Origin of the sequence: Bacillus sp. FSL L8-0528 (assembly GCF_038593085.1) — a bacterium.
Classification (GTDB): Bacteria; Bacillota; Bacilli; order Bacillales; family Bacillaceae; genus Bacillus; species Bacillus paralicheniformis.
Window position 1 is genome coordinate 507,118 of sequence record NZ_CP151961.1, and the last position, 17,379, is coordinate 524,496.

16 protein-coding genes and 1 pseudogene are annotated in these 17,379 nt (G+C 48.3%); all 17 read left to right on the forward strand.

All coding sequences use genetic code 11. The annotated features are described in order from the left end of the window. Positions 1 to 55: 55 nt before the first annotated feature. The 17 genes and pseudogenes from MHI30_RS02505 (at position 56) to MHI30_RS02585 (ending at position 17,340) form a co-directional block, all read left to right on the forward strand. Complete coding sequence (locus tag MHI30_RS02505; RefSeq protein WP_009330168.1) at positions 56 to 1,696, forward strand: DASS family sodium-coupled anion symporter; 1,641 nt, start codon at positions 56 to 58, stop codon at positions 1,694 to 1,696. Between the two features lie 116 nt (positions 1,697 to 1,812). Beyond that, positions 1,813 to 2,225 (forward strand): annotated as a pseudogene (locus MHI30_RS02510) (3-hydroxyacyl-ACP dehydratase FabZ family protein). Further along, positions 2,222 to 2,689: a tRNA (N6-threonylcarbamoyladenosine(37)-N6)-methyltransferase TrmO gene (gene tsaA, locus MHI30_RS02515; protein WP_003178998.1), complete on the forward strand. Its 468-nt coding sequence runs from the start codon at positions 2,222 to 2,224 to the stop codon at positions 2,687 to 2,689. Before MHI30_RS02510 ends, tsaA begins: the two are co-directional and overlap by 4 nt. Positions 2,690 to 2,854: 165 nt before the next feature. Further along, on the forward strand, positions 2,855 to 4,906 hold the full coding sequence (locus MHI30_RS02520; RefSeq protein WP_016885146.1) for a BglG family transcription antiterminator: 2,052 nt from the start codon (positions 2,855 to 2,857) through the stop codon (positions 4,904 to 4,906). Between the two features lie 16 nt (positions 4,907 to 4,922). Further along, positions 4,923 to 5,204: a PTS sugar transporter subunit IIB gene (locus MHI30_RS02525; RefSeq protein WP_011197554.1), complete on the forward strand. Its 282-nt coding sequence runs from the start codon at positions 4,923 to 4,925 to the stop codon at positions 5,202 to 5,204. Positions 5,205 to 5,227: 23 nt separating this feature from the next. Next, positions 5,228 to 6,601: a PTS ascorbate transporter subunit IIC gene (locus MHI30_RS02530; RefSeq protein WP_003179004.1), complete on the forward strand. Its 1,374-nt coding sequence runs from the start codon at positions 5,228 to 5,230 to the stop codon at positions 6,599 to 6,601. A 14-nt stretch (positions 6,602 to 6,615) separates the two neighbouring features. Next, positions 6,616 to 7,458, forward strand: a complete 843-nt coding sequence (locus MHI30_RS02535) for a transketolase (protein WP_011197555.1) — start codon at positions 6,616 to 6,618, stop codon at positions 7,456 to 7,458. Continuing rightward, positions 7,455 to 8,405 (forward strand): transketolase C-terminal domain-containing protein, encoded by a 951-nt coding sequence (locus MHI30_RS02540; protein WP_003179009.1) that lies wholly within the window; start codon positions 7,455 to 7,457, stop codon positions 8,403 to 8,405. The genes MHI30_RS02535 and MHI30_RS02540 overlap by 4 nt, the downstream gene beginning before the upstream one ends. 74 nt (positions 8,406 to 8,479) lie before the next feature. Beyond that, a complete protein-coding gene (locus MHI30_RS02545; protein WP_009330163.1) occupies positions 8,480 to 9,235 on the forward strand; it encodes a Cof-type HAD-IIB family hydrolase in 756 nt (251 codons plus the stop codon). 286 nt (positions 9,236 to 9,521) lie between these two features. Next, positions 9,522 to 10,283 (forward strand): 5-oxoprolinase subunit PxpA, encoded by a 762-nt coding sequence (gene pxpA / locus MHI30_RS02550; RefSeq protein ID WP_009330162.1) that lies wholly within the window; start codon positions 9,522 to 9,524, stop codon positions 10,281 to 10,283. Between the two features lie 24 nt (positions 10,284 to 10,307). Beyond that, positions 10,308 to 11,519 (forward strand): NRAMP family divalent metal transporter, encoded by a 1,212-nt coding sequence (locus MHI30_RS02555; RefSeq protein ID WP_003179015.1) that lies wholly within the window; start codon positions 10,308 to 10,310, stop codon positions 11,517 to 11,519. Between the two features lie 20 nt (positions 11,520 to 11,539). Further along, positions 11,540 to 12,313, forward strand: coding sequence for a putative hydro-lyase (locus MHI30_RS02560; RefSeq protein ID WP_085959542.1), 774 nt, complete (start codon positions 11,540 to 11,542; stop codon positions 12,311 to 12,313). Between the two features lie 101 nt (positions 12,314 to 12,414). Continuing rightward, the gene (pxpB, locus tag MHI30_RS02565) at positions 12,415 to 13,125 is read left to right on the forward strand and encodes a 5-oxoprolinase subunit PxpB (protein ID WP_009330160.1); all 711 of its coding nucleotides are present in this window, start codon (positions 12,415 to 12,417) and stop codon (positions 13,123 to 13,125) included. Further along, positions 13,122 to 14,135: a biotin-dependent carboxyltransferase family protein gene (locus tag MHI30_RS02570; protein WP_075753898.1), complete on the forward strand. Its 1,014-nt coding sequence runs from the start codon at positions 13,122 to 13,124 to the stop codon at positions 14,133 to 14,135. Before pxpB ends, MHI30_RS02570 begins: the two co-directional genes overlap by 4 nt. 30 nt (positions 14,136 to 14,165) lie before the next feature. After that, on the forward strand, positions 14,166 to 14,915 hold the full coding sequence (locus tag MHI30_RS02575; protein ID WP_075753900.1) for an IclR family transcriptional regulator: 750 nt from the start codon (positions 14,166 to 14,168) through the stop codon (positions 14,913 to 14,915). A gap of 88 nt (positions 14,916 to 15,003) precedes the next feature. Then, on the forward strand, positions 15,004 to 15,642 hold the full coding sequence (locus MHI30_RS02580; protein WP_075753902.1) for a GDSL-type esterase/lipase family protein: 639 nt from the start codon (positions 15,004 to 15,006) through the stop codon (positions 15,640 to 15,642). Positions 15,643 to 15,915: 273 nt separating this feature from the next. Beyond that, complete coding sequence (locus tag MHI30_RS02585) at positions 15,916 to 17,340, forward strand: PTS mannitol transporter subunit IICB (protein WP_075753904.1); 1,425 nt, start codon at positions 15,916 to 15,918, stop codon at positions 17,338 to 17,340. The last annotated feature ends 39 nt before the right edge of the window (positions 17,341 to 17,379 follow it).

Below are 17,379 nucleotides of genomic sequence, written 5' to 3' on the forward strand. Positions count from 1 at the left end.
CTTTTTGATTATTATTGTAAGCGCTTTATAGATAGAGGGGAAGGGGGAGTTTTTTATGAAATCAAGCGTTGTGTCAGCATGGGATATGCTTTGGAGATCACACCGGGAAGCAAAGAGGCTGCTTTTGTTCGCCATGCCTGTCAGGGCGGGAAAAGATGCCGGTTTAAAGATAAATTCGGAACAAACCATGAAGGAAGAGAAGCCGCCGAGCTATAAAACGCCTCAAAAAATCGGGCTGCTGCTTGGTCCTGCATTGTTTTTCGCTGTCCTTTTGTTCTTTTTTCCCGAGGGTCTGAGCTATGAAGGTAGAATGGTATTGGCGACTACTTTGTGGGTTGCGGTTTGGTGGATTACGGAGGCTGTTCCGATTCCGGCTGCATCATTGCTGCCGATCGTGCTGCTTCCGCTGACGGGGGCGCTGGAAGGGGCAGCTGTCACGTCGAGCTACGGCGATCCGATCGTCTTTTTATTCTTAGGGGGCTTCTTGATTGCACTTGCGATGGAACGTTGGAATCTCCATAAACGGATTGCGCTCAATATTATTTCTGTAGTGGGCACGAGCACCTCGAGGATCGTCCTCGGTTTTATGGCGGCCACAGGATTTTTGTCTATGTGGGTCTCAAATACGGCCGCGGTGATGATGATGCTTCCAATTGGAACCGCTATCATTCATCAGGTATCAGCTGTCATAAAGTCTGAAAGAAAAGATTTAGCCGCAGAAGAGGCGAAATTTTCAAAAGCGCTGATCTTCAGCATCGGGTATGCGGGGACAATCGGCGGACTCGGTACGCTGATCGGCACGCCGCCGAACATTATTTTGGCGGCCAATATTAAGAAGCTGTACGGAGTTGAAGTGTCTTTCGGCGGATGGATGGCTTTTGCCGTTCCGGTCGTCGTCATTTTGCTTGTAGCGGTATGGCTGTACTTGACGAAAGTGGCGCATCCGATCAAGATGAAGGAGCTTCCGGGCGGAAAAGAATTGATTCTCGAAGAAAAAAGAAAGCTTGGAAAGATGAGTTTTGAAGAAACAATGGTTCTGCTCGTCTTCGGGTTTGCCGCGTTTATGTGGGTGACGAGAACGTTTTTATGGGATGACAAAATACCGGGTATTGACGATACAATGATTGCGATATTCGCCGCTTCATTGCTCTTCTTGATCCCTTCGCTCAATAAAGGGGGCAGGGTATTGGACTGGTCGGTATCGAAGGACTTGCCGTGGGGGATTCTCCTTTTATTCGGAGGAGGCTTGGCGCTCGCAACAGGTTTTAAAGAAACGGGTCTGGCGGAGTGGATCGGCGGAAGGCTGACGGTATTGGATGGATTTAACTTTGTGGTTATTGTCATCATCTCAACGGCATTGGTGCTGTTTTTGACGGAGATTACGTCGAATACGGCTACGGCGACCATGATTCTGCCTGTACTGGCCTCGCTCGCTTTAGCGCTGAATGTTCATCCGTACGCATTAATGGTGCCTGCTGCAATGGCGGCAAACTGCGCCTTCATGCTGCCGGTCGGCACGCCGCCGAATGCAATTATTTTCGCATCGGGCAAATTGAAGATCAGCGAAATGGTTCGAACCGGCTTTGTCATTAATATTTTCACGCTAATTTTAATCGTCGGAGCTGTGTTCTACATTCTTCCGCATTTATGGGGAGTAGATCTGACCGTCTTCCCCGACAATCTGAAATCGAATTGATGAAGCGAAGCCGGAGCTTAAGCCCCGGCTTTTGGTCATGGTGAAGCTTGCAATTGATCGTTCAGCAGCCATTTAAAAAGAGAAAAAAAGAAACTGCTGAAAAAAGGATGATCAGCATGAACAACCCTGTACTGCCGCATCGATATCCATTTCTATTCATAGATTGTGTTGTAGAGAGTGAGCCGGGAAAATGGGTGAAAGGCTATAAATTCATAACGGAAAACGACTGGTTCATCACCGAAAATCAAAAGGAAATGCCATTTTCATCTTAATAGAAGCGCTGGCTCAGACCGCAGCATTTACTGCGTTGAAAGAACCGGCTGAAATCGGCTTTCTGTCTTCGGTGAAAAAAGCCGAATGCACCGGCAAGGCCGTTGTGGGAGACAAACTTGATCTATACTTTGAAGTTTCCCGCTATAAACGGGGGTTTTTATTCGGCAAAGGAACCGCCTCAGTAAACGGAAAACCTGCAGTGAAAGCAGAGATCGGAATTTTTATGGAGCAAAGTGAAAGCGGGGGAGAAGATTGATAGAAATAAAGCCTGTCGCGTTTGTGGAAAACTTGCGGACTTTCCCGAAGGATGATCATTGGGGCGATGTGATTTCTGAAATTAAGTTGGCTGAAGGCATCCATCCGGACGCTTTAAAAGGGATCGAAGAATTTTCCCATTTGGACATTATCTTTTACTTTCATCAAGTAAAAGAGGAACACATTCAATATAAGGCGAGGCGCCCGAGAAACAATAAAAACTATCCTGAGACAGGCATTTTCGCCCAACGGGGAAAAAACAGGCCGAACAGGCTCGGCGCGACCGTTGTCACCCTCCTTGAAAAATCCGGGAGCAAGCTTGTAGTGAAAGGGTTGGATGCGATTGACGGAACACCTGTAATCGATATCAAACCGGTGATGAAAGAGTTTCTCCCGAAAGGACAAATCATACAGCCGAAATGGTCGGAAGATTTGATGAAAGTATATTGGCATGCAGCTGATTGATAGAAAAAACCTCTCAACACCTTCTGAGAGGTTTTTTCATGCTTATACGATAAAAAAGAAGGATATCAGACCAATCTTGAAGATCGGAAGTCCCATGAATTGTGCCCAATCGGCAAACAAAATGAAAGCGCTTTATTATATGATGTCAATAAGGGGGTCGCAAAAATGATCAACGAGAAACGTCCGGCTCAATTGCTCCAATATTTGCTGCGTGTCAGAGAGGCGACAATGCATCAGCTGATTGATCATTTTCAATTATCGAAACGGCAAATCTGCTATGACCTGGACAAAATCAATCATTGGCTGACCGGCAAGCAGCTGCCTGAAATCGAATATAAAAGAAAGAACAGGCTGGCCGTTCCGGAAACATTGCTTGAATTGCGGTTCTCCGAAGCCTGTTCAGACATCGGCCGCTCGTTTATTTTTACGCAGGAAGAGCGGATCAAGGCCTTGTACATGTTTCTGTTTGTCCGCAGGGAGCCGATTTCATCCGCTCATCTGACACAGCTATTGCAGGTCAGCAAAAATACGGTCATGAATGATGTGAAAAAAGCGAATGAGGCGCTGACTCCGTTTTTAGTGGCGATCAAATATACAAGACAGCGCGGCTATCATTTAATAGGAAGCGAGTTTGATAAAAGAGTTCCCGTCATGCACCACCTTTCTTCTTTCCTGCAAAAGCCTTACGGCAAAGAAATCCTTCATTATATTTTAAAAATTTCCGGCTCGCGCGATCACAAACAACAAGAATTTAAAAGAGCGGTTGAACTTGTCTCAAAAGAATACGGGCTTCAACTCGTCGAAGAAAGGCTTAATGAATTTATCTACTTTCTGATGATGTATTCGATCAGAGTGGCCGAAGGAAAAATTGTCCGTTTTCACCAGGAGGAGGGTGAGCTTTTAAAGCAAAGTCCGCTGAAAAACGCAGCCGTAAGGCTTGTGAATGAGCTTCGGATTCCCGTTCATGAAACGGAACTTTGCTACATTTTGATCCAGCTGCTCGGGCTTTCATTTGGACAACAGCCGGCGCATGATCCGCTTTATCAGCTGTGTGAAAAGCTTGTGCTTGAATTTGAATCAAGAGCATGCATCACATTTCCGAGGAGACGCGAGGTGGCGGAATCTCTTTATCGGCACTTGAAGCCGGCATATTTCAGAATGAAATACCGGATTCCGATTCACAATCCCTTGCTCAGCAAAATTAAGAAAGAGCATAAAGAACTGTTTACCATCGTTCAAAAGCTGATGCGGCACCTTGAAGCGCTGTTGAACAAACCGGTTCCAGAGGAAGAAATCGGCTTTATCACAATTCATTTTGGTGCATTGCTTGAGCAGCCGGTGCAGTCCGGGTCATCCAAAAAGACGGCAGTCGTCGTCTGTCCGAGCGGTGTCAGCTCATCCTTAATGGTCAGGCGCCAGCTTGAATCGTTATTTTCAGAGATTGTCGTTGAGAAAGCGATGTCTTTGCAGGAATTCACACCTGACGTCTTTGATCATTATGATGCCGTGTTTTCCACCGTTGAGCTGAAAACCAAAAAGCGATACTACATGGTCAGGCCGCTGATGACGCCCGCTGAAAAAAGCAGGCTTGTCAATGAAGTGTATCAGGAAATGTTCGGTGTGAAGCAAAGGGAGCTTTTGACAGACGAATTTCTTCACATCCTCAAGAAGCATGCCAGTATCATAGACGAAAAAGGACTAAGAGAATCATTGAAAAATATTGCATTTGTTCAAAAAGTGACGGAAACAAGGGGGAAACGACCAGTGCTGAAAGATCTGCTGACAGATGAAACCATTCAAATGGCCGACCAAATCAAAGGCTGGGAAGAAGCGATTCAAACAGCGGCAAAGCCTTTGCTTGATAAGGAGGTGATCTTGAAGGAATACACGGATGCCATGATCGACAATGTCAAAACGATGGGACCTTATATGATTATCGGCCCCGAGATTGCCATCCCTCATGCAAGACCTGAAAAGGGCGTCCAAAAGGTGGGAATGAGTCTCCTGAAACTGAAGGAGCCGGTCTATTTTTTGGATGATGAGCAGTATCCGGTAAGGCTTTTGTTTTGCATTGCGGCGGTTGACCATACGACACATCTGAAAGCACTTTCCCAACTGACCCGGCTTCTCAGCAATAAAGAAAATCAGGATTCCTTAAAGGAAACCGAGTCGTTGGAGCATATCAAACGTTTAATCGAAGCCTATTCATCCAATTAAAAACAGGAGGGATAATATGAAGATATTGGCAGTTTGCGGATCAGGACTCGGAAGCAGTTTTATGCTGGAAATGAATATTAAGGATATTTTGCAGGAAATGGGGTTAATGGAGATCGAGGTGGATCATTCGGATTTGAGTTCAGCGTCTCCTGATCAAGCGGATTTGTTTATCGTTGCCAAAGATATCGCAGAAGGAGCGGCCCACCTGCGCGATATCGTCGTGCTTGAAAGCATTATAGACATGGATGAACTGAAAACAAAACTGGTTAAAACATTGCAGGAAAAAGGAGTGCTTTAATCACAGAAAAGGAGGAACTGCAAATGGGTGAAAGAGCGCTAAAGCTGATGATGGATGTGTTAAGCCAGCCGGCTGTATTAATTGCAGCCATTTCTCTTATCGGTCTTCTGCTTCAAAAAAAGCCTGCCAATGAAATTGTGAAAGGGACGACCAAATCGTTTTTAGGCTTTATCGTGATTTCAGCCGGGGCGGGCATCCTTGTTGGCTCGCTTGAGCCGTTCGGAAAGATGTTTCAAGCAGCCTTTCATGTGAACGGCGTCGTTCCGAACAATGAAGCGATTGTCGCGATGGCGCTCAATGAATACGGGACGGCAACAGCGCTGATCATGTTTTTCGGGATGCTGTCCAACATCTTAATTGCCCGTTTTACCAGATTAAAATACATTTTTTTGACCGGGCATCACACATTGTATATGGCATGTTTAATCGCCGTTATACTGGCGGTGGCGGGTTTGAAGGGCCCGTTTTTGATCGGCGTCGGAGCTGTTTCGCTCGGCTTGACAATGAGTTTGTTTCCGGCGATGGTTCAGCCTTTTATGAAAAAGATAACCGGCAATGATAAGGTCGCGTTCGGCCATTTTTCTTCAATCGGTTACGCTGTGTCCGGGTTAATCGGCAAAGCGGCAGGCAAGGGCTCGCGCTCAACTGAAAAAATCCGGTTTCCAAACGGCCTCGGATTTTTAAGGGACAGCTCTGTCAGCATTGCGCTCACTATGACCATCTTGTACGTTTTGATTGCCTTATTTGCAGGGGCGGGCTATGTGGAGCGCGAGTTGAGCGGCGGTACGCATTATCTTGTCTTCTCCGTTATTCAAGCGGTCACATTTGCGGCAGGGGTGTTTATTATTCTTTCGGGAGTCAGACTCGTGCTCGCGGAGATCGTTCCGGCTTTTAAAGGCATATCTGACAAACTCGTACCGGATTCCAAGCCGGCACTGGATTGTCCGATCATTTTTCCGTACGCGCCAAACGCCGTATTAATCGGCTTTTTTTGCAGCTTCATTGGCGGCATCACCGGCATGCTGATTCTCGGAGCGGCCGGAGCCGTCATCGTTCTTCCCGGAGTGGTTCCCCACTTTTTCACAGGAGCTTCGGCCGGCGTCTTCGGAAACGCTGCAGGGGGGATACGGGGAGCGGTCTTGGGGTCTTTTGTCAACGGTCTGATTATCACGTTTTTCCCTGTGTTCCTGCTGCCGGTCATGGGTGATTTAGGCTTTGCCAATACGACATTTTCCGATACCGATTTTGCCGCAACAGGAATCGTGCTTGGGCATGCGGTGAAACTGCTGGGATCTGGAGGCGTTGTAATTGGAATCGCAGCGGTAGTGGTTGGCGCAGTCTTGTTCGGCTTTAAACGCGGAAAGGCGGAAAAGCCAGATCAGAAAGTCGAAGCATAAAGGAGTGGGCAATGATGTCAGTAAGGGAAATCGATATGGAGCGTTTTCGTGATCAAATCAGGCTGCTGACATTGAAACAGCTTCATCACCTCGGCTTTGGACATTATGGTGGCAGCTTGTCAATCGCCGATGTGTTGGCCGTTTTGTATGGAAAGGTGATGAAAATAGATCCTGCCAATCCGTCGTGGGAAGATCGGGACTTCTTTATCCTTTCAAAAGGGCACGGCGGCCCCGCCTTATATGCAGCGCTTCATCTTTCCGGCTATTTTGAAGAAGATGTGCTCTATACGCTAAACCAAAACGGCACAGCTCTTCCGTCGCACCCTGACCGAAATTTAACACCGGGAGTCGATATGACGACCGGGTCGCTGGGCCAGGGGATCTCGGCTGCAGCAGGAGTCGCGCTGTCGCACAAGCTTTCAGGACGCGCTAACCGCACCTTTGTCATTGTCGGCGACGGGGAGCTGAACGAAGGCCAATGCTGGGAAGCGATCCAATTTGCGGCGCACCATAAGCTCCGCAATCTTTATGTGTTTGTGGATGATAATAAACAACAGCTGGACGGCCCGACGAAAGAGATTATCGATCCGCTGGATTTTGTCAGCAAATTTAGAGCCTTCGGGTTTTATTCCGAAAGGGTAAACGGACACGAACCGGAAGCGATTTATCGTGCGGTCAAAAGAGGCGAAGCCCAGCGGGAAAGGCCGGTTGCCGTCATCCTTGATACGGTGAAGGGAAAGGGCATCCCTTATTTTGAAAAAATGGAGAACAGCCACCACATTAGAGCAAATGAAGAGCAAAACCGCATGATCGAAAGGATCATTTTGACGCTTGAAGAAAAGGAAGTGAGGGCATGAATGAGGCGGCAAATGTAGAGCTGGACGCTGTTGAAATGAGGCAGGCATACAGCTCAGCCGTTTATGAACTGGCTCAAGAAAACACGGACATCGTGGCCTTGGAAGCGGATTTGATGAGCTCGATCTCCATGGACAAAGTCAAACGGCGCATTCCCGAGCAAGTGATCAATTGCGGTGTCATGGAAGCCAATATGATAGGGATTGCGGCCGGGCTTTCGTTAACCGGAAGAATCCCGTTTGTTCACACGTTCGCTCAGTTTGCGACAAGACGCTGTTTTGACCAGCTGTTTGTTTCAGGTGCATATGCCAAAACAAACATTAAGATTCTCGGATCAGATTCGGGAATTACGGCTGAACATAACGGCGGAACCCATATGGCCTTTGAAGATTTGGGACTCGCCCGGCTGATCCCAAACGCCTTTGTTTATGAAGCAAGCGATGCGGCAATGCTCAAATTTTTGATCAAAAAGGCTGCGGCAGAGTACGGCATTCACTATATCAGGACGATCAGAAAAAAGGCTGTCAGGCTTTATGATGAACACGAAACATTCGCAGACGGAAAAGCAAAAGTTCTCAAAGATGGCAGCGATGCGGCGCTGTTTGCCAGCGGCATCATGGTCGCCGAAGCTTTGCAGGCGGCTGAACTGCTAAAAGAAAAAGGAATCGATGCAGCAGTGATCGATATGTATTGCATCAAGCCGATTGATCAAGAAACGGTGGTTCGATATGCACAAAAAACGAATGCGATTGTCACGGCTGAAAACCATAATGTCATAGGCGGATTGGGAAGCGCAGTTGCGGAAGTGCTGAGTGAACATTATCCCGCGCCGCTTAAAAGAATCGGGGTTCATGAAGCCTTCGGGCAGGTCGGGACAATCGATTATTTGAAAAAATCTTACCGTTTGACCGCAGAACACATTGCACTGGCGGCGGAACAGCTCGTTTAAGATTTCTTTGTCCTGGCCGATTTTTATATTAGAATAGATAAAAGCCTAAAAAAAGTGGAGGTATCTTAAATATCGTGTCAGTCAGTCAAAGAAATCGAATCGATGTGAAGCTAGTAGCTCTGGATATGGATGGAACACTGTTAAATGACGAACAAACCATTTCTGATGAAAACAGAAAAGCGATTAAAGAAGCTGAGGAAAAAGGGGTTTATGTCGTGCTTAGCACCGGGCGGACGCTGATGACGTGCCGGGAGTTGGCGGAGTCGCTCGAACTGTCTTCTTTTTTGATCACGGCAAACGGCAGTGAAATCTGGGATTCGTCTTTCAACCTGGTCGAGCGCCAGCTGCTTCATCCCGATCATGTCCAAATGATGTGGGATTTGAGCAATCTGCACAACACCGATTTCTGGGCCGCCAGTGTCGATAAAGTGTGGAGAGGCGAGTTTCCTGAGGATATACAAGCGTATGAATGGCTGAAATTCGGCTTTGATATTCCGGATGACGACGTCAGAAACCGGGTCCTGGAAGAGCTGAAAAAGAACAAAGAATTGGAAGTCACCAATTCAAGCCCGACCAATATTGAAGTCAATGCCATCGGGATCAATAAAGCGGCCGCTTTGGCAAAAGTGTGCGAGCGCCTCGGCTTTACGATGGAACATGTGATGGCGGTCGGAGACAGTTTAAATGATATCGCCATGATCAAAGAAGCCGGTTTAGGCGTTGCCATGGGGAACGCCCAGGAAATCGTCAAAGAAACCGCGGACTGGATTACAGATTCCAATATCGAACACGGAGTCGCAAAGGCGATCAGGCATTGGGTATTGTCCTAGCCGAAAAAAGAGCCGATTTGCGGCTCTTTTTTTTGTGCAAAATAAAAAATATTCATAGACTGAAGCAAGCTGAAAAACCTTGTGAAATCAGGTTTTTCAGCTAAAGTTTTTAGGTATAACGATTTATTTTGTGTGAGGTTTCCTAACAATATGATGCCAAGCGGGCAAATCCTTGATATAATCAATTCAAGTTTGATTATTCGGAATTAATGTTCCGAAAATCGGAACAAAACGAGGGATATACTAAAATTCGACCGAATGTGCATCAATATATAGGGGGGATTTGATGAATCAAGTTGATTTAAACTGCGATCTTGGAGAAAGCTTCGGCGCTTATAAAATCGGGCTGGATGAGGAGATTCTCGAGTTTGTTACATCAGCCAACATCGCTTGCGGATTTCATGCGGGAGACCCTGGCGTCATGCGCAAAACCGTCAAAATGGCGGCGGAAAAAGGCGTGAAAATCGGCGCGCATCCGGGACTTCCCGATTTAGCGGGATTCGGGCGCCGCAATATGGCGATCACGCCTGAAGAAGCATACGATCTTGTCGTGTATCAAATCGGTGCGCTTTCAGGATTTCTAAAGGCTGAAGGCGTGACCATGCAGCATGTGAAACCCCATGGCGCACTATATAATATGGCCGCGCAAAGCCGGGAACTGTCGGATGCGATCGCGCGCGCAGTTTATCAAACAGACCCGGAACTGATTTTATTCGGTTTGGCGGGAAGCGAACTTGTGCTTGCCGGTGAAAGAGCCGGTTTAAAAACGGCTCACGAAGTTTTCGCCGACCGTACATATCAAGAAGACGGAACGCTGACTTCCCGCCGCCAGAATGATGCGCTGATTCAAGATGACGATGAAGCCGTCGGCCAGGTGATCCGCATGGTGAAAGAAGGCAAGGTCCGCAGCCTGCAGGGAACGGATGTCAGCCTTAAAGCAGATACGGTGTGCATTCACGGTGATGGTGCACACGCGCTTCATTTTGCGAAAAAAATCCGCCGCGAACTCAGAGCAGCAGATATTAAAGTACAAGCTTTTTCTACATGATGTTGACAAAAGGAGGAATACCATTTGAAACAAAATAAAAAAACAAAAGCGCCGGCAGGCAACTGGACGTTGCTTTTGGGCGCCGCTTTTTTAATGGCCACATCTGCAATCGGGCCGGGATTTTTAACACAAACCACAGTATTTACACAATCTTTGGCCGCAAGCTTCGGCTTTGTCATCCTCGTTTCCATCATTTTAGATATTTTCGCCCAAACCAATGTGTGGAGAATTATTGCGGTTTCTGAAAAAAGAGGGCAGGAAATCGCCAACCTCGTCTTACCGGGACTCGGCTATTTTATCGCCTTTCTTGTCGTTCTGGGCGGGCTTGCCTTCAACATCGGCAATATCGGAGGCGCCGGTCTCGGCATGCAGGTTTTATTCGGCATTTCGCCGCAGATGGGAGCCATCATCAGCGCCGTCATCGCGATTTTGATCTTTGTCATTAAAGAAGCGGGAAAAGCGATGGACCGGTTTACGCTGATCGCAGGCTTTGTCATGATTTTACTGACGGTGTACGTCGCTGTCACCACCGGACCTCCGGTAGGGGAAGCGATAACGAAGACGGTCATGCCTGATAACATTGATTATCTTGCGATTATAACGCTTGTCGGCGGTACGGTCGGCGGATACATTACATTTGCCGGCGGACACCGATTGCTTGATGCGGGTGTTAAAGGGAAGGATGCGATCCCTGAAGTAACGAAAAGCTCTGTTTCCGGCATTTTGATCACGTCTGTCATGAGGATTGCGCTTTTCCTTGCCGTACTTGGCGTCGTATCAAAAGGTATGCAGATTAATCCGGATAATCCGCCGGCATCAGTATTCCAGCATGCCGCAGGAAATGTCGGATACAAAATCTTCGGCCTCGTCATGTGGAGCGCTGCTATTACATCCGTGATCGGTGCTGCTTATACGTCGGTATCATTCTTTAAAACGTTTTCTCCGAAAATCGAAAAGAATTCACGCGGCATTATAATTGTCTTTATTATTGTATCAACGCTTTGCTTTGTAACAATTGGAAAGCCGGTCAACCTTCTCGTTCTTGCCGGCGCATTAAACGGCTTAATCTTGCCGATCGCACTAGGCTCCCTTTTAATCGGCGCGCATAAGAAGAATGTCATCGGCGACTACAGGCATCCGATCTGGCTTACAATTCCGGGCATTCTGGTCGTTATTGTCATGGCCATCATGGGAGGCTATACGTTAATCAATGAAATTCCTAAGTTATGGGGATGATCTCGTTGCATGTAAATGAAATGCGTCCTGACGAAGTCAGGGCTCTGATTCGAAAAGGGGAAATAACGGGTCCGACAGCCGGCATGGCCGGGGGTTTTACCCAGGCAAACCTGGTGATTTTGAAAAAAGAGCTCGCTTTTGAGTTCTTGCTGTTTTGCCAGCGCAATCAAAAGCCGTGTCCGATTCTTGATGTCACGGACCCCGGATCTCCGGTTCCGTCCATCACGGCGCCGGACGCTGATATCCGCACCGATTTTCCAAAATACCGCGTATACAAGCGTGGCGAATTGGCGGATGAAGTGACAGATATCTCTTCTTTATGGGAAGACGACATGGTCGGTTTTTTAATCGGCTGCAGCTTTACGTTCGAACAAGCGTTAATGAATAACGGAATCCCTGTCAGACACATTGAAGAAAAGCGAAATGTCCCGATGTATCAAACGAATATTCCTTGTGTCCCGGCAGGCCGTTTTCAAGGGCCTATGGTCGTCAGCATGAGGCCGGTTCCGGAAGAGCAGGCGGTGCGAGCCGTTCAGGTTACATCAAGGCTTCCCGCCGTTCACGGAGGGCCTGTCCATATCGGCAGTCCAGAAGCCATCGGTATAACAGACATCGCAAAACCCGATTTCGGCGATGCGGTAACGATAAAAAAAGGGGAAGTTCCGGTATTCTGGGCTTGCGGCGTCACCCCTCAGGCAGTCGCAATGCACGCAAGGCCGGAGCTGATGATTACGCATTCGCCCGGCCATATGCTGGTTACCGATGTTCGGGATGAACAATTTGGTGTGTTATAGGATTTCAAAATCAATACAGAGCGGTTTATCTGTATTGATTTTTGATTTAAGGGGATGAAAGGCAAGGTGAAACAGAATTGAAAAATCTTTCGAATGCGACAATGTCTCCGCTCGGCGACTCCGCGGTTATCATCCAGCTTGGAGAGGGGATAAGCGAAAAGACGCACCGTGTCGTCAGCGCGCTGACAAAGCGGATTGAAAACGATCCGTTTCCCGGTTTTATTGAGTGTGTGCCGGCTTTCACGAGTGTGACCGTTTTCTATCAGCCATTTGAAGTATACCGCAAGATGGAGAGCGGCAAGGCTGTTGATTCTCCGTATGAAAAGGTAAAAGCCCTCCTCGACCATCATCTCCAAGAGCTCACAATGGAAGAAGAGACAGATCAGCGCACGGTGGAAATTCCGGTTTGTTACGGCGGCCGTTTCGGCCCTGATTTGGAGGAAGTGGCCGACATCAACGGCCTGACTGCACAGGAAGTCATCGATATTCACACCTCGGGTGAGTACCTCGTTTATATGATCGGCTTTGCGCCGGGCTTCCCTTACCTAGGCGGAATGTCTGAAAAGATAGCCGCACCGCGGCGGTCATCTCCTCGGACTTCGATTCCCGCCGGTTCAGTCGGAATAGCCGGCATGCAAACAGGCGTCTATCCCCTTTCAACGCCGGGCGGCTGGCAGCTGATCGGCAATACGCCGCTTGAATTATTCAAGCCTTATGAACAGCCTCCGAGCCTTCTGAGAGCAGGGGATATCGTGAAATTTGTCAGCGTGACAGAAGAGGAGTATCACGCGCTGAAGGAGGGGAAATCTTGAGCATAGAAGTGTTAAAGCCGGGTCTGATGACAACGGTTCAAGACTTGGGCCGCACAGGTTTTCAAAAATACGGCGTGCTTGTCAGCGGTGCCATGGATGCCGATTCTTTGCGGATTGCCAATCTCCTCGCGGGAAACAGCCAGAACGAAGCTGCGCTTGAAGTGACGCTAATGGGACCGGGGCCGTCTCTCCGCTTTCAAAAACCGGCTCTTATAGCGGTGACGGGCGCTGACTTTTCACTGATGGTAAATGATGAAGAAGTCCCGCTTTGGCGTCCGGTTTTCATCAAAGAAGGCAGCGTGTTGACATTCGGCATGTGCAAGCGCGGCAGCCGTGCATATATGGCGGTAGCCGGGGGGATTGATGTGCCGCCTGTGATGGAAAGCAAAAGCACATATGTCAGAGCAGGGCTCGGCGGCTTTCAAGGAAGGGCGCTTCAAAAGGGAGACGTGTTATCGCCAGGCAGCCCGGCGCCGTTGTCGGAAGCGATGTGCAAAAAGCTTGCAGACCATGGCAATGGCTTGGGCTTTGCGGCTCCGAAGTGGGCTGTCGACCGCAAATATTTTCTCCCGTTAAAAAAGAACCCGGTCATTCGTGTCATTAAAGGCGATCAGTTCGCTTGCTTCACCTCATCATCGCAAGAACGCTTTTTCGCGGACACATTCCGGGTGACGGCCAAATCCGACCGGATGGGGTACCGACTTCAAGGAGAAGCGCTCGAACTCACTCAGCCGCTGGAAATGATCTCTGAAGCTGTATCGTTCGGAACGATTCAGGTGCCGCCTGACGGCAATCCGATCGTTCTTCTCGCAGACAGACAGACAGCGGGCGGATATCCGAGAATCGCCCATATCGTATCCGCCGATTTTTCGCAGGTGACGCAGATGATGCCGGGCGAGCAGGTGCAGTTTCAGCTTGTCAGCCTTCAGGAAGCAGAGCGCATGTACATCGAACGGGAGACAAAAATCAGCGAACTTTCCGCCCGGTTGAAGCTTGAATACATGTTATGATAGGTGTGATGTGTATCAGGAGGGGAAGGCATGGAACATAAAAACAAAACAGTTGTCAAAGCTATGACCCTGCTCAATCTGTTCCTGACGAGAGAAAGGCTCTCACTGGGCGACATGATTGAGTTGACAGGCATGCCGAAAACATCTGTCTACCGCATGGTTTGTTCTCTCGAAGAAATGGGTTTTCTCGACCGTGACGAGAACGGGATGTATGCTTTAGGACTGCTGTTTTTGCAATACGGCCACCTTGTTTCAGAAAGGCTTGATATTCGAAAAATCGCTCTGCCTATCATGGAAAAACTCCGCGATGACGTGGATGAAGCCGTCCATTTGATCGTGAGGCAGGGAAATGAAGCGATGTATATCGAAAAAATTGAGGGCACGCAGACTGTTCGCCTCTATACAGCGATCGGGAGGCGGTCCCCTTTATATGCCGGAGCCTGCGCGAGAAGCATTCTGACGTTTTTGCCTGAAGAGGAGCGGGATGCCTATATCAAGAAAACAGAGCTGGTGCCGATCGCTTCCGGTACGATCCGGGATAAGACCGAGCTGCTCCGCATTTTGAATGAGTCGTACCGGAGCGGATGCACGGTCAGTCATTCGGAGCTCGAAGACTACACCTCCGCGATCGCCGCGCCGATTTTCAATCATAAGCGCGAAGTCGTGGCGGGGATCAGCATCGCCGGGTTTGAAGCCCGCTTTCAGAAAGACCGTCTTCCTTACTTGACCGAAAGAGTGAAAAAGGCGGCGCTTGATATTTCGAGAAAGTTAGGTTTTTAGGAAAAAAGAAAAGTATCCTTTCGAGCCTCTCCCGAGTACATATATGGTAGCTGCCGCGAAAAAACGGCATACCGGAGGGGGAAAGGATATGACGCTTCAATATACGGCTCTCGGCGATTCTCTAACCGTCGGGGTCGGTGCAGGTTTGTTTGAGCCGGGGTTTGTCCAGCGCTATAAAAGGAAAATGGAAGAGGATTTGAACGAAGACGTTTCTTTGCTTGTATTTGCGAAATCGGGTCTTGAAACGTCGGACATTCTGGCGATGCTGAACGAGCCGTTCATCATGGAACAGGTCAAAAAAGCGGACGTCATCACGATAACGGGCTGCGGCAATGACCTTCTGCAATCGCTGGAGATATATGAAAAAGAAAAGGATGAACACGTCTTTTTGGAAGCTTCCTCACACTGTCAGAAAAACTACTCAGGCATGCTTGAGAAAATCGGAGACATAAAGGGAGACAAAGATACGCGTTACCTCGTCCGTCTTCTCAATTTATACAACCCTTTTCCGTCGATCGAATTAGCGGACAGATGGATTTCCGGCTTTAACAGGCATTTAAAGCAGCTCGAGTCCGCTCCGCAAATCAAGGTGATCGATACTTATGCTGTCTTTAAAGGACGCGAAAAAGAATATTTGTCAATTGACCGCGTACATCCAAACAGCAGAGGGTATGAAGCGATGGCGGAAAATTTGAGAGCGGCGGGCTACGGGCCGCTGAAAAGCTGAATATGATGAAGAAAGACCATTCCAATCAGGAATGGTCTTTTTTTATGCAATGCTTCAGCGAGCCTTTATTTTCCTCGAGTCGGCCGCAGCAGCCGAAACCAGACTAAAAAATGAAACTATTAAATTTTGTCACACGGCTCCTGCCAAAGTGCCGTTTTCTTTCAATTGAGCAGTCATCTGTAAGCGTTTTAATATAAAGATAAGGAGCCGACATTATTCGACATCATTTTTTTATCAGAGGCTTGAAAGGACAACAAAGGAGGGTTATGAAAAATGGAAGAAAGACAAAATCCAGATTTCAAAGTAAAGATTCAACGTTTCGGAAGCTATTTGAGCGGAATGATCATGCCGAATATCGGTGCATTTATCGCATGGGGGATCATTACCGCCCTGTTTATTCCGACGGGATGGAGGCCGAATGAGGCGCTAGCTTCATTGGTTGATCCGATGATCAAATTTTTGCTGCCGCTCTTGATCGGATACACGGGCGGTAAGATGGTGTACGACCACCGCGGAGGCGTCGTCGGTGCGACTGCAGCGATAGGCGTTATTGTCGGCGCGGACATTCCGATGTTCCTCGGCGCGATGATCATGGGGCCGCTGGGCGGCTACCTGATGAAATTGACGGACAGGCTTTTCAAAGATAAGGTCCGTTCCGGATTTGAAATGCTGATCAACAACTTTACAGCTGGAATTCTCGGTTTCATTTTGGCAGTGCTCGGCTTTCTTGCGATCGGTCCGGTGGTGCTCGGCTTGAACAAAACATTGGCGGCCGGCGTGGAAGTGATCGTCAATGCGAATCTGCTTCCATTGGCAAGTATTTTTGTAGAGCCTGCGAAAGTTCTTTTCCTTAACAATGCGATTAACCACGGTATTTTGAGCCCGATTGGTATTGAACAGGCCGCCCAGACAGGAAAATCGATTTTATTCCTTTTGGAGGCGAACCCAGGTCCGGGTCTCGGGATTCTTTTAGCTTACATGATTTTCGGAAAAGGCACATCAAAGCAGACCGCACCGGGCGCTGCAGTGATTCACTTCCTTGGCGGGATTCACGAAATTTATTTCCCTTACATTCTGATGAAACCGCTGTTAATCCTGGCTGCAATAGCGGGCGGAGCGAGCGGTGTGCTGACATTCTCCATCTTTAATGCGGGGCTGGCGGCTGTTCCTTCACCGGGAAGCATTATTGCGGTGCTGGCGATGACGCCGAAAGGCAACCACATCGGTGTGATCCTTGGTGTTCTCGTCGCGGCAGCCGTTTCATTCATTGTAGCTTCTTTGATTTTGAAAACGTCTAAAGCCGGCGAAGAAGATTTAACAGCCGCAGCAGAAAAAATGCAGCAAATGAAAGGGAAGAAGAGCCAAGCCGTTTCTGCATTGACTTCGGCTGATGAAGCGGAAGAATCAGCGGCTCCTTACGAAAATGTCGGCAAGATCATTTTCGCGTGTGATGCCGGAATGGGCTCAAGTGCGATGGGGGCATCCATTTTGAAAAACAAAGTCAAAAAAGCAGAACTCGATATCGACGTATCCAATACATCGATCAATAATCTGCCGGGAGATGCCGACATCGTCATCACGCATAAAGACTTAACGGAACGGGCAAAAGCGAAGCTTCCAAACGCCAGACACATATCGGTGGAAAATTTCCTTAACAGTCCAAAATACGATGAACTGATCAATCAGCTAAAAAAGTAAAGTTTGAGAACCCGTGAGCCTGTTATTCAGGCTCACACA